The organism is Pseudomonas sp. AL03, from assembly GCF_029960815.1.
Classification (GTDB): Bacteria; Pseudomonadota; Gammaproteobacteria; order Pseudomonadales; family Pseudomonadaceae; genus Aquipseudomonas.
Genome location: NZ_JASBRE010000017.1, coordinates 105,792 through 130,483, shown reverse-complemented (window position 1 = coordinate 130,483; position 24,692 = coordinate 105,792). Strand labels below are relative to the sequence as shown.

Genomic DNA, 24,692 nt, shown 5'->3' with positions numbered 1-24,692 from the left:
GCTCCCGTCGGGAGGGGCCAAACAAGCAGGTGACCAAGCTGGGGAACGCTGATGGCTTACTCATATACTGAGAAAAAACGTATCCGCAAGGACTTTAGCAAGTTGCCGGACGTCATGGATGTGCCGTACCTCCTGGCCATCCAGCTGGATTCGTATCGTGAATTCTTGCAAGCGGGAGCGACTAAAGATCAGTTCCGCGACGTGGGCCTGCATGCGGCCTTCAAATCCGTTTTCCCGATCATCAGCTACTCCGGCAATGCTGCGCTGGAGTACGTCGGTTATCGCCTGGGCGAACCGGCATTTGATGTCAAAGAATGCGTATTGCGCGGTGTAACTTACGCCGTACCTTTGCGGGTAAAAGTGCGCCTGATCATTTTCGACAAAGAATCGTCGAACAAAGCGATCAAGGACATCAAAGAGCAAGAAGTCTACATGGGTGAAATCCCCCTGATGACTGAGAACGGTACCTTCGTAATCAACGGTACCGAGCGTGTAATCGTTTCCCAGTTGCACCGTTCCCCGGGCGTGTTCTTCGACCACGACCGTGGCAAGACGCACAGCTCTGGCAAACTGCTGTACTCCGCGCGCATCATTCCTTACCGCGGTTCGTGGCTGGACTTCGAGTTCGACCCGAAAGACTGCGTATTCGTGCGTATCGACCGTCGTCGCAAGCTGCCTGCATCGGTACTGCTGCGCGCGCTCGGCTATACCACTGAAGAAGTGCTCGACGCGTTCTACACCACCAACGTCTTCCATGTGCAGGGTGAAAACCTCAACCTGGAACTGGTGCCTCAGCGCCTGCGTGGTGAAATCGCTGCCATCGATATCCTGGATGACAAAGGCAAGGTTATTGTCGAGCAGGGTCGTCGTATCACTGCTCGCCATATCAACCAGCTGGAAAAAGCCGGGATCAAAGAGCTGCAAGTGCCTCTGGACTACGTCCTGGGCCGCACCACCGCCAAGGTCATCGTGCATCCGGCAACCGGCGAAATCCTGGCAGAGTGCAACACCGAGCTGAACACCGAGATCCTGGCGAAAATCGCCAAGTCCCAGGTTGTTCGCATCGAAACTCTGTACACCAACGATATCGACTGCGGTCCGTTCGTCTCCGACACGCTGAAGATCGACGCCACCAGCAACCAATTGGAAGCGCTGGTCGAGATCTATCGCATGATGCGTCCAGGCGAGCCGCCAACCAAAGACGCTGCCGAGACTCTGTTCAACAACCTGTTCTTCAGCCCTGAGCGCTATGACCTGTCTGCGGTCGGTCGGATGAAGTTCAACCGTCGTATCGGTCGTACCGAGATCGAAGGCTCGGGCGTGTTGTGCAAAGAAGACATCGTTGCGGTTCTGAAGACTCTGGTCGACATCCGTAATGGTAAAGGCATCGTCGATGACATCGACCACCTGGGTAACCGTCGTGTTCGCTGCGTAGGCGAAATGGCTGAGAACCAGTTCCGCGTTGGCCTGGTACGTGTTGAGCGTGCGGTCAAAGAGCGTCTGTCGATGGCTGAAAGCGAAGGCCTGATGCCGCAAGACCTGATCAACGCCAAGCCCGTGGCTGCGGCGGTGAAAGAGTTCTTCGGTTCCAGCCAGCTTTCCCAGTTCATGGACCAGAACAACCCGCTGTCCGAGATCACCCACAAGCGTCGTGTGTCTGCACTCGGCCCTGGCGGTTTGACTCGTGAGCGTGCTGGTTTTGAAGTTCGTGACGTACACCCGACTCACTACGGTCGTGTATGCCCGATTGAAACGCCGGAAGGTCCGAACATCGGCCTGATCAACTCCCTGGCCGCCTATGCGCGCACCAACCAGTACGGCTTCCTCGAGAGCCCGTACCGTGTGGTGAAAGACGCTTTGGTCACCGACGAGATCGTGTTCCTGTCCGCCATCGAAGAAGCTGATCACGTGATCGCTCAGGCTTCGGCCACGATGAACGACAAGAAAATGCTGATCGACGAGCTGGTAGCTGTTCGTCACTTGAACGAGTTCACCGTCAAGGCGCCGGAAGACGTCACCTTGATGGACGTTTCTCCGAAGCAGGTAGTTTCGGTTGCAGCGTCGCTGATCCCGTTCCTCGAGCACGATGACGCCAACCGTGCGTTGATGGGTTCGAACATGCAGCGTCAAGCTGTACCAACCCTGCGCGCTGACAAGCCGCTGGTCGGTACCGGCATGGAGCGTAACGTAGCCCGTGACTCCGGCGTTTGCGTCGTGGCTCGTCGTGGTGGCGTTATCGATTCCGTCGACGCCAGCCGTATCGTGGTTCGGGTTGCTGATGACGAAGTTGAAACCGGCGAAGCTGGTGTCGACATTTACAACCTGACCAAATACACCCGCTCCAACCAGAACACCTGCATCAACCAGCGTCCGCTGGTGCGTAAAGGTGATCGGGTTCAGCGTAGCGACATCATGGCTGACGGTCCGTCCACCGACATGGGTGAGCTGGCTTTGGGTCAGAACATGCGCATCGCGTTCATGGCCTGGAACGGTTACAACTTCGAAGACTCCATCTGCCTGTCGGAACGAGTTGTTCAAGAAGATCGCTTCACCACGATCCACATTCAGGAACTGACCTGTGTGGCACGTGACACCAAGCTTGGGCCAGAGGAAATCACTGCAGACATCCCGAACGTGGGTGAAGCTGCACTGAACAAGCTGGACGAAGCCGGTATCGTTTACGTAGGTGCTGAAGTTGGCGCAGGCGACATTCTGGTAGGTAAGGTCACTCCGAAAGGCGAGACCCAGCTGACGCCGGAAGAGAAGCTGTTGCGTGCCATCTTCGGTGAAAAAGCCAGCGACGTTAAAGACACTTCCCTGCGTGTACCTACCGGTACCAAGGGCACTGTCATCGACGTACAGGTCTTCACCCGTGACGGCGTCGAGCGTGATGCTCGTGCTCTGTCCATCGAGAAGACTCAACTCGACGAGATCCGCAAGGATCTGAACGAAGAGTTCCGTATCGTTGAAGGCGCCACTTTCGAACGTCTGCGTTCCGCTCTGGTCGGCCACAAAGCCGAAGGTGGCGCCGGTCTGAAGAAAGGTCAGGACATCACCGACGAAGTTCTCGACGGTCTTGAGCATGGTCAGTGGTTCAAACTGCGCATGGCTGAAGATGCTCTGAACGAGCAACTCGAGAAGGCTCAGGCCTACATCGTTGATCGCCGCCGTCTGCTGGACGACAAGTTCGAAGACAAGAAGCGCAAACTGCAGCAGGGCGATGACCTGGCTCCAGGTGTGCTGAAAATCGTCAAGGTTTACCTGGCAATCCGACGCCGCATCCAGCCGGGCGACAAGATGGCCGGTCGTCACGGTAACAAAGGTGTGGTCTCTGTGATCATGCCGGTTGAAGACATGCCGCACGATGCCAATGGCACCCCGGTCGACGTCGTCCTCAATCCGTTGGGCGTACCTTCGCGTATGAACGTTGGTCAGATCCTTGAAACCCACCTGGGCCTCGCGGCTAAAGGCTTGGGCGAGAAGATCAACCGGATGATCGAAGAGCAGCGCAAAGTCGCTGAGCTTCGTAAATTCCTCGACGAGATCTACAACCAGATCGGCGGTCGTAACGAAGATCTGGATAGCTTCTCCGACCAGGAAATCCTGGATCTGGCGAAGAACCTGCGTGGCGGCGTTCCAATGGCCACTCCAGTGTTCGACGGCGCCAAGGAAAGCGAAATCAAGGCCATGCTGAAACTGGCAGATCTGCCAGAAAGCGGCCAGATGCAGCTGACTGACGGCCGTACCGGCAACAAGTTCGAGCGCCCGGTTACTGTTGGCTACATGTACATGCTGAAGCTGAACCACTTGGTAGACGACAAGATGCACGCTCGTTCTACCGGTTCGTACAGCCTGGTTACCCAGCAGCCGCTGGGTGGTAAGGCACAGTTCGGTGGTCAGCGTTTCGGGGAGATGGAGGTCTGGGCACTGGAAGCATACGGTGCTGCTTACACTCTGCAAGAAATGCTCACAGTGAAGTCGGACGATGTGAACGGCCGGACCAAGATGTACAAAAACATCGTGGACGGCGATCACCGTATGGAGCCGGGCATGCCCGAGTCTTTCAACGTGTTGATCAAGGAAATTCGTTCCCTCGGCATCGATATCGATCTGGAAACCGAATAACACGTGACGCGAATCGAGAGCGGGGCAGGATTGCCCGCTCTCTGCTCCGCCAGGAGGAAAGGCCTTGAAAGACCTACTGAATTTGCTGAAAAACCAGGGTCAAGTCGAAGAGTTCGACGCCATCCGTATTGGATTGGCATCGCCTGAGATGATCCGTTCGTGGTCGTTCGGTGAAGTTAAAAAGCCGGAAACCATCAACTACCGTACGTTCAAACCTGAGCGTGACGGCCTGTTCTGCGCCAAGATCTTTGGCCCGGTAAAGGATTACGAGTGCCTGTGCGGTAAGTACAAGCGCTTGAAGCACCGTGGTGTGATCTGCGAGAAGTGCGGCGTTGAAGTCGCGCTGGCTAAAGTTCGTCGTGAGCGCATGGCGCACATCGAACTGGCCTCGCCAGTTGCCCACATCTGGTTCCTGAAATCGCTGCCGTCGCGTATCGGTTTGCTGATGGACATGACCCTGCGTGATATCGAACGCGTTCTCTACTTCGAGAGCTATGTCGTTATCGATCCAGGCATGACCACCCTTGAAAAAGGTCAGCTGCTCAACGACGAGCAGTACTTCGAAGCGCTGGAAGAGTTCGGCGACGATTTCGATGCCCGCATGGGTGCCGAAGCTGTCCGCGAACTGCTGCACGCTATCGATCTGGAACACGAGATTGGCCGTCTGCGCGAAGAAATTCCGCAAACCAACTCCGAAACCAAAATCAAGAAGCTGTCCAAGCGTCTGAAGTTGATGGAAGCCTTCCAGGGTTCCGGCAACCTTCCAGAATGGATGGTGCTGACCGTTCTGCCGGTTCTGCCGCCAGATTTGCGTCCACTGGTCCCGCTGGATGGCGGTCGCTTCGCGACTTCCGACCTCAACGATTTGTATCGTCGAGTGATCAACCGTAACAACCGCTTGAAGCGTCTGCTCGATCTGTCCGCTCCGGACATCATCGTGCGCAACGAAAAGCGTATGTTGCAGGAAGCCGTCGACGCACTGCTCGACAACGGTCGTCGTGGCCGCGCTATCACCGGTTCCAACAAGCGTCCTCTGAAATCCCTGGCTGACATGATCAAGGGTAAGCAAGGTCGTTTCCGTCAGAACTTGCTCGGTAAGCGTGTTGACTACTCCGGCCGTTCGGTAATTACCGTAGGTCCGACCCTGCGTCTGCACCAGTGCGGTCTGCCGAAGAAAATGGCTCTCGAGCTGTTCAAGCCGTTCATTTTCGGCAAGCTGGAAATGCGTGGTCTCGCGACCACCATCAAAGCTGCCAAGAAGATGGTCGAGCGCGAGCTGCCGGAAGTGTGGGACGTTCTCGCTGAAGTGATTCGCGAACACCCGGTTCTCCTCAACCGTGCACCGACCCTTCACCGTCTGGGTATCCAGGCGTTTGAACCAGTACTGATCGAAGGTAAGGCTATCCAGCTGCACCCTCTGGTCTGTGCTGCGTACAACGCCGACTTCGACGGCGACCAAATGGCCGTGCACGTACCGCTGACACTGGAAGCCCAGTTGGAAGCGCGTGCGTTGATGATGTCGACCAACAACATTCTGTCGCCAGCCAACGGTGAGCCAATCATCGTTCCGTCGCAGGACGTTGTATTGGGTCTGTACTACATGACTCGTGAAGCGATCAACGCCAAGGGCGAAGGTCGTGTGTTCGCGGATCTGCAGGAAGTTGACCGTGTGTTCCGTGCTGGCGAAGCCGCACTGCACGCCAAGGTCAAAGTGCGGATCAACGAAACCGTTAACGATCGTGATGGTGGCAGCGTCAAGAACACCCGTATCGTCGACACCACTGTCGGCCGTGCGCTGTTGTTCCAGGTTGTTCCACCTGGCCTGTCGTACGACGTCGTCAACCAGCCGATGAAGAAAAAGGCGATCTCCAAGCTGATCAACCAGTGCTACCGCGTGGTTGGTTTGAAAGAGACCGTGATCTTCGCTGACCAGTTGATGTACACCGGTTTTGCCTATTCGACCATTTCCGGCGTTTCCATCGGTGTTAACGACTTCGTTATCCCTGATGAAAAAGCCCGCATCATCAGTGCTGCCACTGATGAAGTGAAAGAGATCGAAAGTCAGTACGCCTCCGGCCTGGTAACCCAGGGCGAGAAGTACAACAAAGTGATCGACCTTTGGTCCAAGGCGAACGACGAAGTTTCCAAGGCGATGATGGCCAACCTCTCGAAAGAGAAAGTCATCGACCGCCATGGCGTCGAAGTCGACCAAGAGTCCTTCAACTCGATGTACATGATGGCCGACTCGGGCGCACGGGGTTCTGCTGCGCAGATCCGTCAGCTCGCCGGTATGCGTGGCCTGATGGCCAAGCCGGACGGTTCCATCATTGAAACGCCGATTACTGCGAACTTCCGTGAAGGTTTGAGCGTACTTCAGTACTTCATCTCCACTCACGGTGCTCGTAAAGGTTTGGCGGATACCGCGTTGAAAACTGCGAACTCCGGTTACCTGACTCGTCGTCTGGTAGACGTTGCGCAGGATCTGGTAGTAACCGAGATCGATTGCGGCACCGAACATGGCCTGGTAATGACTCCGCACATTGAAGGCGGTGACGTTGTTGAGCCATTGGGTGAGCGCGTATTGGGTCGTGTTATTGCCCGTGACGTGTACAAGCCAGGGACCGAAGAAATCATCGTTCCTGCCGGCACGCTGGTAGACGAGAAGTGGGTTGAGTTCATCGAGCTGAACAGCATCGATGAAGTGATCGTGCGTTCGCCGATCAGCTGTGAAACGCGCTATGGCATTTGCGCCAAGTGCTACGGCCGTGACTTGGCTCGTGGTCACCAGGTGAACATCGGTGAAGCGGTCGGCGTTATCGCTGCCCAGTCCATCGGTGAGCCGGGTACCCAGCTGACCATGCGTACGTTCCACATCGGTGGTGCGGCAAGCCGAACCTCCGCGGCAGACAGCGTTCAAGTGAAGAATGGCGGTACCGTCCGTCTGCATAACCTGAAGCACGTTGAGCGAGTGGATGGTTGCCTGGTTGCTGTGTCCCGTTCCGGTGAGCTGGCAATCGCTGATGACTTCGGTCGTGAGCGCGAGCGTTACAAGCTGCCGTACGGTGCTGTGATTTCGGTTAAAGAAGGTGACAAGGTCGACGCTGGCGCAATCGTGGCCAAGTGGGATCCGCACACTCACCCAATCGTTACCGAAATGAAAGGTACCGTGACCTACGTGGGCATGGAAGAAGGCATCACGATCAAGCGTCAAACTGACGAATTGACCGGTATGACCAACATTGAAGTACTCGACGCCAAAGACCGTCCAGCTGCCGGTAAAGATATCCGTCCTGCTGTGAAGATGGTTGATGACAACGGCAAGGATCTCTTGCTGCCGGGTACCGACGTAATTGCTCAGTACTTCCTACCTGCCAACGCCCTGGTCGGCGTGGCGGACGGTGCGAAAATCGCGATCGGTGATGTTATCGCTCGTATTCCGCAAGAGACTTCGAAAACCCGTGACATCACCGGTGGTTTGCCGCGTGTTGCCGACTTGTTCGAAGCCCGTCGTCCGAAAGAAGCCTCGATTTTGGCTGAAGTCAGCGGCACCATCGCGTTCGGTAAAGAGACCAAAGGCAAGCGCCGTCTGGTCATTACCCCGAACGACGGTAGCGATCCGTACGAAGAGCTGATTCCGAAGTGGCGTCACCTGAACGTCTTCGAAGGCGAACAGGTAAACCGCGGCGAAGTTATCTCCGACGGCCCGAGCGATCCACACGACATCCTGCGTCTGCTGGGTGTGAGTGCGCTGGCCAAGTACATCGTGAACGAGATCCAGGACGTTTATCGTCTGCAGGGCGTGAAGATCAACGACAAGCACATCGAGACCATCCTGCGTCAGATGCTGCGTAAAGTTGAAATCGCTGAATCCGGCGATTCCACTTTCATCAAGGGCGACCAGATGGAATTGACTCACGTTCTGGTAGAGAACGAGCGTCTGGCGGGCGACGAGAAATTCGTTTCCAAGTTCACTCGCGTGCTGTTGGGTATCACCAAGGCGTCGTTGTCCACCGAATCGTTCATCTCGGCGGCTTCCTTCCAGGAAACCACTCGCGTACTGACCGAAGCGGCGGTAACCGGCAAGCGCGATTACCTGCGCGGCCTGAAAGAAAACGTGGTCGTGGGTCGTCTGATCCCGGCGGGTACCGGTCTGGCTTATCACAGCGAGCGCAAGCGTCGCCGTGAAGCTGACAAACCGTTGCGCGTAAGCGCCAGTGAAGTGGAAGCTGCACTGACCGAAGCACTGAACTCGAGCGGTAACTGAGTTCTGCAGTAAATAAGCGTGGGGCCCCGGCCTCTCCGTTCATCGAATCGAGACAATTTGTCGAGATTGGATAAGCGGGGAGGTTGGGGCCTTGCCTTGACTGGGGGCAAGATCCTCTTTAGACTCTTGTACCCCTAAATTTGGCGGGAATTCGTTCCTGCCATTTTGCTTTTCTTGCAAGACAATAGCGTCGCAAGACAACAGTGGAGCTAGTAGATGGCAACTATCAACCAGCTGGTACGTCAGCCGCGTAAGCGTATCGTCGAGAAATCCGACGTGCCTGCGCTGCAGAACTGCCCGCAACGTCGTGGCGTATGCACCCGTGTGTATACCACCACGCCGAAAAAACCTAACTCGGCACTGCGTAAAGTATGCCGTGTGCGTCTGACCAACGGTTTCGAGGTTTCCTCGTACATCGGCGGTGAAGGCCACAACCTGCAAGAGCACAGCGTGGTACTGATCCGCGGCGGTCGTGTAAAAGACTTGCCAGGTGTTCGTTATCACACCGTACGTGGTTCTTTGGATACTTCCGGCGTTAAAGGTCGTAACCAGGGTCGTTCGAAGTACGGTACCAAGAAGCCTAAGTAGTAGTGGCTTTTTGTAAAAACTGATTTTCTATTTTTCTGAGTCGATAAGAGTAAGGTCGGAGGCGTCCCGAAAGGGGACCGATTCCGAGCGAACCTGAAGACCGTTTGAGGGCTTATCCATGCCAAGAAGACGCGTAGCAGCCAAGCGCGAAGTGCTTGACGATCCAAAATACGGAAGCCAAATCCTGGCCAAGTTCATGAACCACGTAATGGAAAGCGGCAAGAAAGCCGTTGCCGAGCGTATCGTTTATGGCGCGCTGGACAAGGTTAAAGAACGCAAGAACAGCGATCCCCTGGAAATCTTCGAGAAAGCTCTCGACGCCATCGCTCCGCTGGTCGAAGTGAAGTCGCGCCGTGTAGGCGGTGCTACTTACCAGGTTCCGGTCGAAGTTCGCCCGTCCCGTCGTAACGCCCTGGCAATGCGCTGGTTGGTAGACTTCGCCCGCAAGCGCGGCGAGAAGTCTATGGCTCTGCGTTTGGCTGGCGAGCTGTTGGATGCTGCTGAAGGTAAAGGTGCTGCAGTTAAGAAGCGTGAAGACGTGCACCGTATGGCTGAAGCCAACAAGGCTTTCTCGCACTACCGCTTCTAATTTTAGCGTCACTAATTTTGCGAGGGCTTTATGGCTCGTACAACACCGATTAATCGCTACCGTAACATTGGTATCGTTGCTCACGTGGATGCTGGTAAAACCACCACCACTGAGCGCGTCCTTTTTTACACTGGCAAAAGTCACAAGATGGGCGAGGTGCATGACGGCGCCGCGACCACAGACTGGATGGTTCAGGAGCAGGAGCGTGGTATTACCATTACTTCTGCTGCTATTACCGCCTTCTGGCAGGGTTCCGAGAAGCAGCACAAAGAACAATACCGCTTCAACGTCATTGACACCCCGGGCCACGTTGACTTCACCATTGAAGTTGAGCGTTCCCTGCGTGTTCTCGACGGCGCGGTCGTTGTGTTTTGTGGTACCTCGGGCGTTGAGCCTCAGTCGGAAACCGTATGGCGTCAGGCCAACAAATACGGCGTTCCACGTCTTGTTTACGTAAACAAGATGGATCGTGCTGGTGCGAACTTCCTGCGCGTGATCGGTCAGATCAAGCAGCGTCTGGGTCACACCCCGGTGCCAATCCAGTTGGCTATCGGTTCCGAAGACAACTTCCAGGGTCAGATCGATCTGATGTCCATGGAAGCTGTTTACTGGAATGATGCTGACAAAGGCATGGTTCCTCGTCGCGAGCCTATCCCTGCTGAATTGCAGGAATTGGCTGACGAGTGGCGTGGCAACATGGTTGAGGCTGCGGCCGAAGCCAGCGAAGAGCTGATGAACAAGTACCTCGAAGGTGAAGAACTCACTAACGAGGAAATCAAGGCCGCTCTGCGTCAGCGTACTATCGCTGGTGAGATCGTTCTGGCTGTTTGTGGTTCTTCCTTCAAGAACAAGGGTGTTCCCCTGGTTCTCGACGCCGTTATCGATTACCTGCCTGCACCTGTTGATATTCCTGCCATCAAGGGTACTGACCCGGATGACGAGACTATCGAGCTGGAGCGTCATGCAGATGACAGCGAACCGTTCTCCGCTCTGGCATTCAAAATTGCCACCGACCCATTCGTGGGTACCTTGACCTTCGTCCGTGTTTACTCGGGCGTGTTGAACTCCGGCGACGGCGTGATCAACTCGGTCAAAGGCAAGAAAGAGCGCGTGGGTCGTATGGTGCAAATGCACGCAAACGCCCGTGAAGAAATCAAGGAAGTGCGCGCTGGTGACATCGCGGCCTTGATCGGCATGAAAGACGTCACCACTGGTGAAACTTTGTGCAACGGTGACAAGCCAATCATCCTGGTTCGTATGGACTTCCCGGAGCCGGTTATTTCGGTTGCCGTAGAGCCTAAGACCAAGGACGACCAGGAAAAAATGGGTGTCGCTCTGGGCAAGCTCGCTCAGGAAGATCCATCTTTCCGCGTCAAGACTGATGAAGAGACTGGTCAAACGATCATCTCCGGCATGGGCGAGTTGCACCTGGACATCCTGGTTGACCGGATGCGCCGTGAGTTCAACGTCGAAGCCAACATCGGTAAGCCTCAGGTTTCCTATCGTGAGCGCATCACGAAGAACTGTGAAATCGAAGGTAAGTTCGTTCGTCAATCCGGCGGTCGTGGCCAGTTTGGTCACTGCTGGATTCGTTTTGCGCCTGCTGACGAAGGTCAGGAAGGTCTGCAATTCGTGAACGAAGTAGTGGGTGGTGTGGTTCCTAAGGAATACATCCCGGCTATCCAGAAGGGTATCGAAGAGCAGATGAAGAACGGCGTTGTCGCCGGCTATCCGCTGATCGGCCTGAAGGCTACCGTGTTTGACGGTTCTTACCACGACGTCGACTCCAACGAGATGGCGTTTAAGGTGGCCGCTTCCATGGCGACCAAGCAACTGGCCCAGAAGGGCGGTGGTGAGTTGCTTGAGCCGATCATGGCGGTAGAGGTTGTTACGCCTGAAGACTATATGGGTGACGTGATGGGCGACCTTAACCGTCGTCGCGGCATGATCCTGGGTATGGAAGACACGGTTTCCGGCAAAGTGATTCGTGCCGAGGTTCCGTTGGGTGAGATGTTCGGTTACGCAACCGACGTCCGCTCCATGTCCCAAGGTCGTGCAAGCTACTCTATGGAATTCAAAAAATACAATACAGCTCCGTCGCATATCGTCGAAACTGTTACCAAAAAACAAGGCTGATTCAGCCCCTTTAGGCTAGGAGTTAATTGTCGTGGCTAAAGAAAAATTTGTACGTGACCTCCCGCACGTTAACGTTGGCACCATCGGTCACGTTGACCACGGTAAAACCACGCTGACTGCTGCTCTGACTCGTGTCTGCTCCGAAGTTTTCGGTTCGGCCGCTGTTGCTTTCGACAAAATCGACAGCGCTCCGGAAGAAAAGGCTCGTGGTATCACCATCAACACTGCGCACGTTGAATACAACTCGTTGATCCGTCACTACGCTCACGTTGACTGCCCAGGTCACGCTGACTATGTGAAGAACATGATCACCGGTGCTGCTCAGATGGACGGCGCTATTCTGGTTTGCTCGGCCGCTGATGGTCCGATGCCGCAAACCCGTGAGCACATCCTGTTGTCCCGTCAGGTTGGCGTTCCGTACATCGTTGTCTTCCTGAACAAGGCTGACATGGTTGACGACGCTGAGCTGCTGGAACTGGTAGAGATGGAAGTGCGCGATCTGCTGAGCACTTACGATTTCCCGGGCGACGACACTCCGATCATCATTGGTTCGGCTCTGATGGCTCTGAACGGCCAAGACGACAACGAAATGGGCACCACTGCCGTTCGTAAGCTGGTTGAGACTCTGGACAGCTACATCCCGGATCCAATTCGTGTTATCGACAAGCCGTTCCTGATGCCAATCGAAGACGTATTCTCGATCTCCGGTCGCGGTACTGTTGTAACTGGCCGTATCGAGCGCGGTATCGTCAAGGTTCAGGATTCGCTGGAAATCGTTGGTCTGCGTGACACTGTTGTCACCACCTGCACCGGCGTTGAAATGTTCCGTAAGCTGCTCGACGAAGGTCGTGCTGGCGAGAACTGCGGCGTGCTGCTGCGCGGCACCAAGCGTGACGACGTTGAGCGTGGCCAGGTTCTGGTCAAGCCAGGTTCGGTTAAGCCGCACACTACCTTCGAAGCTGAAGTGTACGTGTTGAGCAAAGAAGAAGGCGGTCGCCACACTCCGTTCTTCAAAGGCTACCGTCCACAGTTCTACTTCCGGACCACTGACGTAACCGGTAACTGCGAGCTGCCGGAAGGCGTTGAAATGGTAATGCCAGGCGACAACATCAAAATGGTTGTCACCCTGATCAAAACCATCGCAATGGAAGATGGTCTGCGTTTCGCTATTCGTGAAGGCGGTCGTACCGTCGGCGCTGGCGTCGTAGCCAAAATCATCGCTTAATAAGTGATGACTTGAAAAAGCCCCCGCCTAGCGGGGGCTTTTTTATTGGGTTGACACTGTAGTAGCCCGTCTATAGAATTGCGCCTCCTTTTAACGGGCGTATTGCGCTCGCTGGGAATAGCAGCCGGAGTCTGAAATCCAATGCAAAATCAGCAAATCCGTATCAGGTTGAAGGCTTTTGACCATCGCCTGATCGACCAATCCACCCAGGAAATCGTGGAAACCGCGAAACGTACTGGTGCTCAAGTGCGTGGTCCAATTCCACTGCCTACCCGTAAAGAGCGGTTCACCGTTCTGGTCTCCCCGCACGTCAACAAAGACGCGCGCGACCAGTACGAGATCCGTACTCATAAGCGCGTTCTGGACATCGTCCAGCCAACGGATAAAACCGTTGATGCGCTTATGAAGCTTGATCTTGCGGCCGGTGTGGAAGTGCAGATCAGCCTCGGCTAAGACTCGGTCTTAGTCGTGTAACGCTCTGAAATGGGCGGCCATAGCGGGTGAAAGCCCCGTACACTCATGAGGTTTACAACATGACTATTGGTGTAGTCGGTCGTAAATGCGGTATGACCCGTATTTTCACCGAAGAAGGTGTCTCCATTCCGGTCACGGTCATTGAGATCGAGCCGAATCGCGTCACCCAGTTCAAAACTGAAGAGACCGATGGCTATCGTGCAGTGCAAGTCACTGTAGGCGAGCGTCGTGCTTCGCGTGTTACAGCTGCTCAAGCTGGCCACTTCGCTAAAGCGAACGTTGCCGCTGGTCGTACCGTAATGGAATTCCGTCTTGAAGAAGGCGAGTACCAGGCCGGCGATCTGATCAACGCTGAAATCTTCGCCGCTGGTCAACTGGTTGATGTAACCGGTCAGTCCAAGGGTAAAGGCTTCCAGGGTACGATCAAGCGTTGGAACTTCCGCGGGCAAGATAATACCCACGGTAACTCCGTGTCCCACCGCGTTCCAGGCTCTATCGGCCAGTGCCAGACTCCTGGTCGTGTATTCAAGGGCAAAAAAATGTCCGGTCATATGGGCGCTGAGCGCGTGACCGTGCAGTCCCTCGAAGTAGTGCGCGTGGACGCTGAACGCAATCTGTTGTTGGTCAAGGGTGCTGTTCCTGGCGCTACTGGCGGCAACTTGGTTGTACGTCCAGCAGCCAAGGCTCGCGGTTAAGGGGAAGCTGACATGCAATTAAATGTAAATGACGCTCAAGCGATCGAAGTTTCCGAACTGACATTTGGCGGCGAATTCAACGAGACGCTGGTTCACCAAGCAGTCGTGGCCTACATGGCCGGCGGCCGTCAAGGTAGCAAGCAGCAAAAGACCCGTTCCGACGTTCGTGGTGGCGGTAAGCGCCCATGGCGTCAGAAAGGTACTGGCCGTGCTCGTGCCGGTACTATCCGTAGCCCAATCTGGCGTGGCGGCGGTACCACTTTCGCAGCTCGTCCTCAGGATCACACCCAGAAGCTGAACAAGAAGATGTATCGCGCAGCAATGCGTTCCATCCTTGCTGAGCTGGTGCGTACTGATCGTCTGGTTGTGGTTCAGGACTTCGCTGTTGATGCACCGAAGACCAAAGATCTGCTGAACAAACTGACCGGCATGGGCCTGACTGACGTCTTGATCGTGTCTGAAGTAGTTGATCAGAACCTGTACCTGGCTGCTCGCAACCTGCCACACGTTGATGTACGTGACGTGCAAGGTTCCGATCCAGTTAGTCTGATCGCATACGACAAGGTGTTGATCACCGTGTCGGCCGTGAAGAAATTCGAGGAGCTGCTGGGATGAACCAGGAACGCGTATTTAAAGTTCTGCTTGGCCCGCACGTTTCCGAGAAGGCTACGGTTCTGGCTGACAAGAAAGGCCAGTTCGTTTTCAAGGTTGCAACTGACGCAACCAAGCTGGAAATCAAGAAGGCCGTCGAAAGCCTGTTCAGCGTGAAAGTAGAGCGTGTTACTACCCTGAATGTTCTGGGTAAGAGCAAGCGCACTGCTCGCGGTCTGGGCAAGCGTAATGACTGGAAGAAGGCAGTTATCTCCCTTCAGCCAGGCCAAGATCTCGATTTCAGCAGCAGTGCTGAGTAAGGAAGGGGTGCATCATGGCAATCGTTAAATGCAAACCGACTTCCCCTGGCCGCCGTTTTGTGGTCAAGGTGGTCAACCAGGAGCTGCATAAAGGCGCTCCTCACGCACCGCTGCTCGAGAAAAAATCGAAGACTGGTGGTCGTAACAACAATGGTCGTATTACCACTCGTCACATCGGTGGTGGCCACAAGCAGCATTATCGTCTGGTCGATTTCCGTCGTAACGACAAAGATGGCATCTCTGCCACTGTCGAGCGTATTGAATACGATCCAAACCGTACTGCTCACATCGCTCTGCTGCTGTACGCAGATGGCGAGCGTCGCTACATCATCGCCCCTAAAGGCGTGAGTGCTGGCGACCAGCTGATCGCAGGTGCTCTGGCACCGATCAAGCCGGGCAACGCTCTGCAACTGCGTAACATTCCAGTTGGTAGCACCGTACACGGCATCGAATTGAAGCCAGGTAAAGGCGCGCAAATCGCTCGTTCCGCTGGTGCTTCGGCTCAGCTGATCGCTCGTGAAGGTGTCTACGTGACCCTGCGTCTGCGTTCTGGTGAGATGCGTAAAGTGCTGGCTGAGTGCCGCGCGACCCTGGGTGAAGTCTCGAACTCCGAGCACAGCCTGCGTTCGCTGGGTAAAGCTGGTGCCAAACGCTGGCGTGGCGTTCGCCCAACCGTTCGTGGTGTTGCCATGAACCCGGTTGACCACCCACATGGTGGTGGTGAAGGTCGTACCTCTGGTGGTCGTCATCCGGTATCGCCATGGGGCTTCCCGACTAAGGGCGCGAAGACTCGTGGTAATAAGCGTACCGACAAAATGATCGTCCGTCGTCGCAAGTAAATAGAGGGATACGACAGTGCCACGTTCTCTGAAAAAAGGTCCTTTTATTGATCTTCACCTACTGAAGAAGATCGAAGTGGCGGCGGAAAAGAACGATCGCAAACCAGTTAAAACCTGGTCGCGTCGTTCCATGATCCTGCCACAAATGGTCGGTTTGACCATTGCAGTGCATAACGGTCGTCAACATGTCCCAGTTCTCGTGAACGAAGACATGGTCGGCCACAAACTGGGCGAGTTTGCCGGTACCCGCACATATCGTGGGCACGTGGCAGACAAGAAAGCCAAGCGTTAAGGGGTAAGGAACGATGGAAGTAGCCGCTAAGTTGTCGGGCGCTCGAATCTCCGCCCAGAAAGCCCGCTTGGTCGCCGACCAGATCCGCGGGAAGAAGGTGGGCGAAGCGCTCAACCTGTTGGCTTTCAGCAGTAAGAAAGCCGCCGAGATCATGAAGAAAGTGCTGGAGTCGGCCGTAGCCAACGCCGAGCATAACGAAGGCGCAGACGTTGATGACCTTAAAGTCAGCACCGTTTTCGTCAACGAAGGGCGTTCGCTGAAGCGAATCATGCCACGTGCCAAAGGCCGTGCTGATCGCATCGTCAAGCGGTCTTGCCATATCACTGTCAAGGTTGCTGACAAGTAACGGAGTCGAAGAGATGGGTCAGAAAGTACATCCCATTGGCATTCGCCTGGGAATCGTCAAGGAGCACACCTCCGTCTGGTACGCAGACGGTCGGACTTATGCGGACTATTTGTTCGCTGATCTGAAGGTGCGCGAGTATCTCCAAGACAAACTAAAAAGCGCGTCCGTAAGCCGTATCGATATCCATCGTCCGGCTCAGACTGCACGTATCACCATCCACACCGCTCGTCCAGGTATCGTTATCGGGAAGAAAGGTGAAGATGTTGAGAAACTGCGTCAGGACCTGACCAAGCAAATGGGTGTGCCTGTGCACATCAATATCGAAGAAATCCGCAAGCCGGAACTCGACGGTATGCTGGTTGCGCAGAGCGTAGCTCAGCAGCTGGAGCGTCGCGTAATGTTCCGTCGCGCTATGAAGCGCGCTGTACAGAACGCCATGCGCATTGGTGCCAAAGGCATCAAAATCCAAGTGAGCGGTCGTCTCGGCGGTGCTGAAATCGCACGTACTGAATGGTATCGCGAAGGTCGTGTGCCACTGCACACCCTGCGTGCCGACATCGACTATGCCAACTACGAAGCTCACACCACTTATGGTGTGATCGGTGTAAAGGTTTGGATCTTCAAAGGCGAAGTAATTGGTGGTCGCCAAGAAGAACTGAAACCACAAGCACCAGCGCCTCGTAAAAAAGCTGCTAAGTAAGGGGTACGCCAAATGTTGCAACCAAAGCGTACGAAGTTCCGCAAGCAGATGACTGGCCACAACCGTGGCTTGGCTCAGCGCGGTAGCAAAGTCAGCTTCGGCGAATATGCGCTGAAGTCTGTAGCTCGTGGTCGTCTCACCGCTCGTCAGATCGAGTCAGCGCGTCGTGCACTGACCCGTCACGTTAAACGTGGCGGCAAGATCTGGATCCGTGTATTCCCGGACAAACCTGTCACCAAAAAGCCACTCGAAGTTCGGATGGGTAAAGGTAAGGGTAACGTCGAATACTGGGTTGCCCAGATTCAGCCAGGCAAAGTCCTGTATGAAATCGAGGGTGTTTCTGAAGAGCTGGCGCGTGAGGCTTTCGCCCTGGCTGCTGCAAAGCTGCCGCTCGCCACCTCCTTTGTTAAACGGACGGTGATGTGATGAAAGCGAATGAACTTCGTGAAAAATCCGCACAGCAGCTGAACGAGCAACTGCTCGGCCTGCTGCGCGACCAGTTCAATCTGCGTATGCAGAAAGCAACTGGCCAGTTGGGGCAGTCTCATCTGCTCTCGCAAGTTAAACGTGACATCGCTCGCGTGAAGACTGTGCTTAACCAGCAGGCAGGTAAGTAATCATGGCTGAAGCCGAAAAAACTGTCCGTACGCTGACTGGCCGTGTTGTCAGCGACAAGATGGACAAAACCATCACCGTTCTGATCGAGCGTCGCGTTAAGCACCCGATCTACGGTAAATACGTTAAGCGTTCGACTAAGCTGCACGCGCACGACGAAACCAATCAGTGCCACATCGGCGACAAAGTCACTATTCGTGAAACTCGTCCTTTGGCCAAGACCAAGTCTTGGGCGCTGGTTGATGTTCTCGAACGCGCTGTGGAAGTCTAAGGACTAGGGGTCGGAGAAATTATATGATTCAGACTCAATCCATGCTCGATGTGGCCGATAACAGCGGCGCTCGCCGTGTTATGTGCATCAAGGTGCTGGGTGGCTCCCATCGTCGTTACGCTGGTATCGGTGACATCATCAAAGTTACCGTGAAGGAAGCAATTCCTCGCGGTAAAGTGAAAAAAGGCCAAGTGATGACTGCTGTTGTAGTCCGCACTCGCCACGGCGTTCGCCGTGCTGATGGCTCCATTATCCGCTTTGATGGCAACGCTGCTGTTCTTCTGAACAACAAGCAAGAGCCGATCGGCACCCGTATCTTTGGGCCAGTGACCCGTGAACTTCGTACTGAGAAGTTCATGAAGATCGTCTCGCTCGCCCCAGAAGTGCTGTAAGGAGATCCGACATGCAAAAGATTCGTCGTGACGACGAGATCATCGTGATCGCCGGCAAAGACAAAGGTAAGCGCGGTAAGGTGCTTAAGGTTCTCGCTGACGACCGTCTGGTCGTTGGTGGTTTGAACCTGGTTAAGCGTCATACCAAGCCAAACCCTGCGTCGGGCGTACAAGGCGGTATCGTCGAAAAAGAAGCGCCACTGCACGCTTCCAACGTTGCCATTTTCAACGGCGAAACCAACAAGGCTGATCGCGTTGGTTTCAAAGTAGAAGACGGCAAGAAAATTCGTGTCTTCAAGTCGACCCAAAAAGCGGTTGATGCTTGAACACTGCTAGGTAGAAGACCATGGCACGACTAAAAGAGATTTACTGGAAGGAAATCGCACCGAAACTTAAGGAAGAACTTAAGCTTTCGAACGTGATGGAAGTTCCACGCGTTACCAAAATCACCCTGAACATGGGTCTGGGCGAAGCGGTCGGCGACAAAAAAGTCATCGAGCACGCTGTTGCTGACCTGGAAAAGATCACCGGCCAGAAAGTCGTTGTGACCTACGCTCGGAAATCCATCGCTGGCTTTAAAGTCCGTGAAGGTTGGCCGATCGGCGTCAAAGTGACTCTGCGCCGTGAGCGTATGTACGAATTCCTGGATCGTCTGCTGTCGATCTCCCTGCCTCGGGTCCGCGACTTTCGCGGCCTGAATGCCAAGTCCTTCGATGGTCGTGGTAACTACAGCATGGGCGTTAAAGAGCAGATCATCTTCCCGGAAATCGACTACGACAAGATCGATGCTCTCCGCGGTCTGGACATTACCCTGACCACCACTGCCAAGAACGATGATGAAGGTCGCGCGCTGCTGCGTGCTTTCAAATTCCCGTTCCGCAACTGATTGGAGTAGGAAAATGGCCAAGATGAGCATGAAAAACCGCGAGCTGAAGCGTCAGCTCACGGTTGCCAAGTACGCCAAAAAGCGTGCAGCACTGAAAGCTATCATCGTTGATCTGAACGCAAGTCCAGAAGCGCGTTGGGAAGCTACAGTAGCTCTGCAGAAGCAGCCACGTGACGCAAGCGCTTCGCGCATGCGTAACCGCTGCCGCCTGACCGGTCGTCCACACGGCGTTTACCGCAAGTTCGGCCTCGGTCGTAACAAATTGCGTGAAGCTGCAATGCGTGGTGACGTACCTGGTCTGGTTAAAGCCAGCTGGTAAGCACTATCAAAGTCTCGGTGGTCCGACTCGCAAGATCCTGACCGCCGGTGACCTTGAACTTGAATCAAGCCCCTATTGGGGCTTGATTCATTTGTGGGGTGTGTCTAGAATACCCGGCTCGCCTGAGCCCGTGCTTTTTTCGCGCGGATGCACTCGGCGACAAGTAGTAGCCGCAAGGCTAATTTTTTTGTATTAGGAGCGTCTAGCCCATGAGTATGCAGGACCCGTTAGCGGACATGCTAACTCGAATCCGTAATGCCCAGATGGCTGAAAAGTCCGTCGTAAGCATGCCATCTTCTACGTTGAAGGTAGCTGTTGCCAAAGTCCTGAAGGACGAAGGTTACATTGCGGGTTATCAGATCAGCAGCGAAATCAAACCACTGCTGTCCATCGAGCTGAAGTACTTCGAAGGCCGTCCGGTCATCGAGGAAGTGAAGCGCGTTAGCCGTCCAGGCCTGCGTCAGTACAAGTCCGTTGATGATCTGCCAAAAGTTCGTGGCGGTCTCGGTGTGTCTATCGTCTCCACCAACAAAGGTGTGATGACGGATCGTGCTGCGCGCGCTGCCGGTGTCGGCGGCGAAGTTCTTTGCACTGTGTTCTAAGGGGGGATAAGCATGTCACGCGTCGCTAAGAACCCCGTTAAGCTGCCAGCCGGTGTCGAAGTAAAATTCGCAGGCCAACAGCTTTCGGTGAAGGGTGCCAAGGGCACTCTCGAACTGAACATCCATTCGTCCGTTGAGATTGTTGAAGAAGCTGGTGAGCTGCGTTTCGCTGCTCGCAATGGCGATCAACAAACTCGCGCAATGGCTGGTACCACTCGTGCGTTGGTAAACAACATGGTCCAAGGCGTAAGCCAAGGCTTCGAGCGCAAGCTCCAGCTGGTCGGTGTTGGTTACAAAGCGCAAGCAAAAGGCACAGTGCTGAACCTGGCTCTTGGCTTCTCGCACCCAGTGGATTATGAACTGCCGGAAGGCATCACCGCTGAGACTCCTAGCCAGACCGATATCCTGATCAAGGGCATCGATAAGCAGCTGGTAGGTCAAGTGGCCGCCGAGATCCGCGACTTCCGTCCACCAGAGCCGTACAAAGGCAAAGGTGTGCGCTACGCGGACGAAGTCGTCCGTCGTAAAGAAGCCAAGAAGAAGTAGGGCATAGCAAATGACCGACAAAAAAGTTACTCGACTGCGTCGCGCTCGCAAAGCACGCCTGAAAATGCACGAACTCGAAGTCGTGCGTCTCTGCGTGTTCCGCTCGTCGCAGCACATCTACGCCCAGGTCATTTCGGCCGACGGCAACAAAGTCCTGGCAAGTGCCTCGACTTTGGATAAAGAACTGCGTGATGGCGCCACTGGCAACATCGACGCGGCCACTAAGGTTGGCCAGCTGGTCGCTACGCGTGCAAAAGCCGCTGGCGTCTCGCAGGTGGCTTTCGACCGCTCTGGCTTCAAGTACCACGGTCGCGTCAAGGCGCTGGCTGATGCTGCTCGTGAAGCTGGGCTGGAGTTCTAAGTTATGTCAAATAACGACCAAAAGCGCGACGAAGGCTACATTGAGAAGCTGGTTCAAGTTAACCGCGTAGCCAAAACCGTTAAAGGCGGCCGTATCTTCACTTTCACCGCGTTGACCGTGGTGGGTGATGGTAAAGGGCGCGTTGGCTTCGGCCGTGGCAAGTCGCGTGAAGTGCCTGCTGCGATCCAGAAGGCAATGGAAGCTGCTCGCCGCAACATGATCCAAGTTGATCTGAACGGCACCACGCTGCAGTACGCAATGAAGTCCGCCCATGGCGCTTCAAAGGTGTACATGCAGCCTGCTTCTGAAGGTACTGGTATCATCGCTGGCGGCGCTATGCGTGCTGTCCTCGAAGTTGCTGGTGTTCAGAACGTTCTGGCCAAGTGCTACGGCTCGACTAACCCGGTAAACGTGGTTCACGCCACTTTCAAAGGTTTGAAAGCTATGCAGTCTCCTGAATCCATTGCCGCCAAGCGTGGCAAAAGCGTCAAGGAGATCTTCTGATCATGGCTACCGTTAAAGTTACGCTGATCAAAAGCATGACCGGCCGCATCCCTAACCACAAACTGTGCGTTAAGGGTCTGGGTCTGCGTCGCATCGGTCACACTGTAGAAGTACTTGATACTCCCGAGAATCGCGGGATGATCAACAAGGCTTACTACATGCTGCGTGTCGAGGGTTAATCGATGAAACTCAATGATCTGAGTCCAGCGCCGGGTTCCCGTCGCGAAAAGCATCGTCCGGGCCGTGGTATCGGTAGTGGTTTGGGCAAGACCGGTGGCCGTGGCCACAAAGGCCAGTCCTCCCGCTCCGGTGGCACCATAGCTCCAGGCTTTGAAGGCGGTCAACAGCCGCTGCATCGTCGTCTGCCGAAATTCGGTTTCGTTTCCTTGAAGGCCATGGACCGCGCAGAAGTGCGTCTGTCCGAGCTGGCTAAAGTGGAAGGCGACATCGTCACCGTGCAGTCCCTGAAAGATGCCAACGTGATCAACGTCAACGTACAGCGTGTGAAAATCATGCTGTCCGGCGAAGTGACTCGCGCTGTTACCATCGGAAAGGGAATCGGCGCCACCAAAGGTGCGCGTGCGGCTATCGAAGCAGCTGGCGGCAAGTTCGAGGAATAAATGGCTAAGCAAGGTGCTCTCTCTGCGCTCGGCAAAGGCGGTATGTCTGAACTCTGGGCTCGTCTGCGTTTTCTGTTCCTGGCGATTATCGTCTACCGAATAGGCGCACACATCCCGGTTCCAGGTATCAACCCGGACCGACTCGCGGACCTGTTTCGACAGAATGAGGGGACCATTCTTAGCTTGTTCAACATGTTTTCCGGCGGCGCGCTGGAGCGGATGAGCATCTTTGCACTGGGGATCATGCCGTACATTTCGGCATCGATCATCATGCAGCTGATGACCGCCGTGAGCCCGCAGCTGGAGCAGTTGAAGAAGGAAGGTGAAGCTGGGCGTCGCAAGATTGCCCAGTACACCCGCTACGGCACTGTCGTTCTCGCTCTCGTTCAGGCAATTGGCATGTCCATTGGTCTGGCAGGGCAGGGCGTTTCGTTCACTGGTGACTTTGGCTTCCATTTCGTCGCGGTATCCACTTTTGTGGCTGGTGCGATGTTCATGATGTGGCTGGGTGAGCAGATTACTGAGCGTGGTGTTGGCAACGGTATCTCGATGTTGATTTTCGCAGGTATCGTCGCCGGTCTTCCGAGGGCGATTGGGCAGTCTTTCGAGTCTGCGCGTCAGGGTGATATCAATATTTTCGCCTTGGTTGCCATCGGTTTGTTGGCAGTAGCGATTATCGGTTTCGTGGTGTTCATTGAGCGTGGTCAGCGTCGTATTGCTGTTCATTACGCCAAGCGCCAGCAGGGCCGCAAGGTCTTCGCTGCGCAGACCAGCCACTTGCCGTTGAAAGTGAACATGGCTGGTGTTATTCCAGCTATTTTCGCGAGCAGCATTTTGCTGTTCCCGGCTTCGTTGGGGACCTGGTTTGGTCAGTCTGAAGGTATGGGCTGGCTGCAGGACATCTCGCAGTCGATCGCTCCTGGTCAGCCGTTGAATATTCTGCTGTTTAGTGCAGGGATTATTTTCTTCTGCTTCTTCTATACGGCGTTGATGTTCAATCCGAAAGACGTAGCGGAAAACCTGAAGAAGTCCGGTGCCTTTATTCCGGGTATCCGTCCAGGTGAGCAGTCTGCGCGCTATATTGATGGCGTGCTGACTCGTTTGACCTTGTTCGGTGCTCTATATATGACGGCCGTGTGCCTGTTGCCCCAGTTCCTGGTGGTTGCAGCAAACGTTCCGTTCTACCTTGGCGGGACCTCGTTGCTGATCGTCGTCGTGGTTGTGATGGACTTCATGTCCCAAGTACAATCGCACCTCGTTTCGCACCAGTACGAATCCCTGATGAAGAAAGCCAACCTGAAGGGTTACGGCAGCGGCATGTTGCGCTGAGTACCCATAAGGTTCGAGGAGTTGGTGATGAAAGTTCGTGCATCGGTGAAAAAGCTGTGCCGTAACTGCAAGATTATTCGCCGCGAAGGTGTTGTTCGAGTAATTTGCAGCGCGGAACCGCGTCACAAACAGCGCCAAGGCTGAGTGTGATTTAGCTTCAAGCCCGGCAGCTAGTGCGCTGCCGGGTTGATTATTTGTTATTACAGCGATATTATCTCGCGCCCTATTTCTTGGCTTCCGGGGCGTAGGTAGCTGTCAATTGGAGTCCCACTGAATGGCCCGTATTGCAGGCGTTAACATTCCAGATAACAAGCATACTGTTATCTCGCTGACCTACATCTATGGTGTTGGTCGCACTACTGCGCAGAAGATTTGTGCAGTGACTGGGGTAAACCCAGCCGCAAAGATCAAAGATCTGAGCGACGAGCAGATTGAACAGCTGCGTGGCGAAGTGGCGAAGTTCACCACTGAAGGTGACCTGCGTCGCGAAATCAACATGAAAATCAAGCGTTTGATGGACCTCGGTTGCTATCGCGGTCTGCGTCATCGTCGTGGTCTTCCAGTGCGCGGTCAGCGTACCAAGACTAACGCGCGTACCCGTAAAGGTCCGCGTAAGCCGATCCGCAAGTAATCGCCCCAGCGAATCGACAGGAAATTAATCATGGCTAAACCTGCTGCTCGTCCTCGTAAAAAAGTTAAAAAGACAGTGGTTGATGGCATTGCCCACATCCACGCTTCTTTTAACAACACAATCGTGACCATCACCGACCGTCAAGGCAACGCTCTTTCCTGGGCTACCTCCGGTGGTTCGGGTTTCCGCGGTTCCCGCAAGTCCACCCCGTTTGCTGCTCAAGTAGCTGCTGAACGTGCTGGTCAAGCTGCGCTGGAATACGGTCTGAAAAACCTCGACGTCAACGTCAAAGGTCCAGGCCCAGGTCGTGAATCTGCAGTCCGCGCTTTGAACGGCTGTGGCTACAAGATCGCCAGCATCACCGACGTGACGCCAATCCCGCACAACGGGTGCCGTCCGCCGAAGAAGCGCCGCGTGTAATCCAGGAGATTG

At 54.9% G+C, this 24,692-nt stretch carries 31 protein-coding genes; all 31 read left to right on the top strand.

Features of this window, described 5'->3' with window-relative positions; genetic code table 11:
• The first annotated feature begins 51 nt into the window (after positions 1-51).
• The 31 genes from rpoB to rpsK all read left to right on the top strand — a co-directional run bounded on the left by rpoB (position 52) and on the right by rpsK (position 24,680).
• On the top strand, positions 52-4,125 hold the full coding sequence (gene rpoB / locus QK293_RS17740) for a DNA-directed RNA polymerase subunit beta (RefSeq protein WP_282379312.1): 4,074 nt from the start codon (positions 52-54) through the stop codon (positions 4,123-4,125).
• Positions 4,126-4,189: 64 nt separating this feature from the next.
• On the top strand, positions 4,190-8,389 hold the full coding sequence (gene rpoC / locus QK293_RS17735; protein WP_282379310.1) for a DNA-directed RNA polymerase subunit beta': 4,200 nt from the start codon (positions 4,190-4,192) through the stop codon (positions 8,387-8,389).
• 216 nt (positions 8,390-8,605) lie between these two features.
• The gene (gene rpsL / locus QK293_RS17730) at positions 8,606-8,977 is read left to right on the top strand and encodes a 30S ribosomal protein S12 (RefSeq protein WP_002555494.1); all 372 of its coding nucleotides are present in this window, start codon (positions 8,606-8,608) and stop codon (positions 8,975-8,977) included.
• Between the two features lie 118 nt (positions 8,978-9,095).
• On the top strand, positions 9,096-9,566 hold the full coding sequence (gene rpsG, locus QK293_RS17725; protein ID WP_010490886.1) for a 30S ribosomal protein S7: 471 nt from the start codon (positions 9,096-9,098) through the stop codon (positions 9,564-9,566).
• Positions 9,567-9,596: 30 nt separating this feature from the next.
• Positions 9,597-11,702 (top strand): elongation factor G, encoded by a 2,106-nt coding sequence (fusA, locus tag QK293_RS17720; RefSeq protein WP_282379305.1) that lies wholly within the window; start codon positions 9,597-9,599, stop codon positions 11,700-11,702.
• Between the two features lie 31 nt (positions 11,703-11,733).
• A complete protein-coding gene (gene tuf, locus QK293_RS17715) occupies positions 11,734-12,927 on the top strand; it encodes an elongation factor Tu (RefSeq protein ID WP_282379303.1) in 1,194 nt (397 codons plus the stop codon).
• A 141-nt stretch (positions 12,928-13,068) separates the two neighbouring features.
• Complete coding sequence (gene rpsJ / locus QK293_RS17710) at positions 13,069-13,380, top strand: 30S ribosomal protein S10 (RefSeq protein WP_003186070.1); 312 nt, start codon at positions 13,069-13,071, stop codon at positions 13,378-13,380.
• Between the two features lie 80 nt (positions 13,381-13,460).
• Complete coding sequence (rplC, locus tag QK293_RS17705; RefSeq protein ID WP_003186059.1) at positions 13,461-14,096, top strand: 50S ribosomal protein L3; 636 nt, start codon at positions 13,461-13,463, stop codon at positions 14,094-14,096.
• Between the two features lie 12 nt (positions 14,097-14,108).
• A complete protein-coding gene (gene rplD, locus QK293_RS17700; protein ID WP_007896707.1) occupies positions 14,109-14,711 on the top strand; it encodes a 50S ribosomal protein L4 in 603 nt (200 codons plus the stop codon).
• Positions 14,708-15,007 carry a 50S ribosomal protein L23 gene (rplW, locus tag QK293_RS17695; protein ID WP_002555488.1) on the top strand — a complete coding sequence of 100 codons (300 nt, stop codon included), beginning with the start codon at positions 14,708-14,710 and terminating at the stop codon, positions 15,005-15,007. Before rplD ends, rplW begins: the two co-directional genes overlap by 4 nt.
• Positions 15,008-15,021: 14 nt before the next feature.
• Positions 15,022-15,846, top strand: coding sequence for a 50S ribosomal protein L2 (rplB, locus tag QK293_RS17690; RefSeq protein ID WP_003176423.1), 825 nt, complete (start codon positions 15,022-15,024; stop codon positions 15,844-15,846).
• A gap of 16 nt (positions 15,847-15,862) precedes the next feature.
• Positions 15,863-16,138 (top strand): 30S ribosomal protein S19, encoded by a 276-nt coding sequence (rpsS, locus tag QK293_RS17685; protein WP_002555486.1) that lies wholly within the window; start codon positions 15,863-15,865, stop codon positions 16,136-16,138.
• A 13-nt stretch (positions 16,139-16,151) separates the two neighbouring features.
• Complete coding sequence (gene rplV, locus QK293_RS17680) at positions 16,152-16,484, top strand: 50S ribosomal protein L22 (RefSeq protein WP_003103908.1); 333 nt, start codon at positions 16,152-16,154, stop codon at positions 16,482-16,484.
• A gap of 13 nt (positions 16,485-16,497) precedes the next feature.
• Positions 16,498-17,184: a 30S ribosomal protein S3 gene (gene rpsC / locus QK293_RS17675; protein ID WP_003176422.1), complete on the top strand. Its 687-nt coding sequence runs from the start codon at positions 16,498-16,500 to the stop codon at positions 17,182-17,184.
• Between the two features lie 12 nt (positions 17,185-17,196).
• Entirely contained in the window at positions 17,197-17,610 is a 414-nt protein-coding gene (gene rplP, locus QK293_RS17670; protein WP_282379294.1) for a 50S ribosomal protein L16, read from the top strand.
• On the top strand, positions 17,610-17,801 hold the full coding sequence (gene rpmC, locus QK293_RS17665) for a 50S ribosomal protein L29 (protein ID WP_002555481.1): 192 nt from the start codon (positions 17,610-17,612) through the stop codon (positions 17,799-17,801). The genes rplP and rpmC overlap by 1 nt, the downstream gene beginning before the upstream one ends.
• Positions 17,802-17,803: 2 nt before the next feature.
• Positions 17,804-18,070: a 30S ribosomal protein S17 gene (gene rpsQ, locus QK293_RS17660; RefSeq protein ID WP_003176419.1), complete on the top strand. Its 267-nt coding sequence runs from the start codon at positions 17,804-17,806 to the stop codon at positions 18,068-18,070.
• 23 nt (positions 18,071-18,093) lie between these two features.
• On the top strand, positions 18,094-18,462 hold the full coding sequence (gene rplN, locus QK293_RS17655; RefSeq protein ID WP_002555479.1) for a 50S ribosomal protein L14: 369 nt from the start codon (positions 18,094-18,096) through the stop codon (positions 18,460-18,462).
• 11 nt (positions 18,463-18,473) lie between these two features.
• Positions 18,474-18,788 (top strand): 50S ribosomal protein L24, encoded by a 315-nt coding sequence (gene rplX, locus QK293_RS17650; protein ID WP_033059465.1) that lies wholly within the window; start codon positions 18,474-18,476, stop codon positions 18,786-18,788.
• A gap of 20 nt (positions 18,789-18,808) precedes the next feature.
• Entirely contained in the window at positions 18,809-19,348 is a 540-nt protein-coding gene (gene rplE / locus QK293_RS17645) for a 50S ribosomal protein L5 (protein WP_003176415.1), read from the top strand.
• Between the two features lie 13 nt (positions 19,349-19,361).
• On the top strand, positions 19,362-19,667 hold the full coding sequence (rpsN, locus tag QK293_RS17640) for a 30S ribosomal protein S14 (protein WP_003176414.1): 306 nt from the start codon (positions 19,362-19,364) through the stop codon (positions 19,665-19,667).
• A 209-nt stretch (positions 19,668-19,876) separates the two neighbouring features.
• Positions 19,877-20,269, top strand: a complete 393-nt coding sequence (gene rpsH / locus QK293_RS17635) for a 30S ribosomal protein S8 (protein ID WP_003186040.1) — start codon at positions 19,877-19,879, stop codon at positions 20,267-20,269.
• A gap of 12 nt (positions 20,270-20,281) precedes the next feature.
• Positions 20,282-20,815, top strand: coding sequence for a 50S ribosomal protein L6 (gene rplF, locus QK293_RS17630; protein WP_003176412.1), 534 nt, complete (start codon positions 20,282-20,284; stop codon positions 20,813-20,815).
• A gap of 10 nt (positions 20,816-20,825) precedes the next feature.
• Entirely contained in the window at positions 20,826-21,176 is a 351-nt protein-coding gene (gene rplR / locus QK293_RS17625) for a 50S ribosomal protein L18 (protein WP_003186037.1), read from the top strand.
• 3 nt (positions 21,177-21,179) lie between these two features.
• Positions 21,180-21,680 carry a 30S ribosomal protein S5 gene (gene rpsE, locus QK293_RS17620; RefSeq protein WP_003186035.1) on the top strand — a complete coding sequence of 167 codons (501 nt, stop codon included), beginning with the start codon at positions 21,180-21,182 and terminating at the stop codon, positions 21,678-21,680.
• Positions 21,681-21,682: 2 nt separating this feature from the next.
• Positions 21,683-21,859, top strand: coding sequence for a 50S ribosomal protein L30 (gene rpmD, locus QK293_RS17615; protein ID WP_003186033.1), 177 nt, complete (start codon positions 21,683-21,685; stop codon positions 21,857-21,859).
• Between the two features lie 3 nt (positions 21,860-21,862).
• Positions 21,863-22,300, top strand: a complete 438-nt coding sequence (gene rplO / locus QK293_RS17610; protein WP_007896782.1) for a 50S ribosomal protein L15 — start codon at positions 21,863-21,865, stop codon at positions 22,298-22,300.
• Complete coding sequence (gene secY, locus QK293_RS17605) at positions 22,301-23,629, top strand: preprotein translocase subunit SecY (protein WP_008073883.1); 1,329 nt, start codon at positions 22,301-22,303, stop codon at positions 23,627-23,629.
• Between the two features lie 27 nt (positions 23,630-23,656).
• On the top strand, positions 23,657-23,773 hold the full coding sequence (rpmJ, locus tag QK293_RS17600; RefSeq protein ID WP_002555468.1) for a 50S ribosomal protein L36: 117 nt from the start codon (positions 23,657-23,659) through the stop codon (positions 23,771-23,773).
• A gap of 130 nt (positions 23,774-23,903) precedes the next feature.
• A complete protein-coding gene (rpsM, locus tag QK293_RS17595) occupies positions 23,904-24,260 on the top strand; it encodes a 30S ribosomal protein S13 (RefSeq protein ID WP_003186020.1) in 357 nt (118 codons plus the stop codon).
• A gap of 30 nt (positions 24,261-24,290) precedes the next feature.
• Entirely contained in the window at positions 24,291-24,680 is a 390-nt protein-coding gene (gene rpsK, locus QK293_RS17590; RefSeq protein ID WP_002555466.1) for a 30S ribosomal protein S11, read from the top strand.
• Positions 24,681-24,692: the final 12 nt, after the last annotated feature.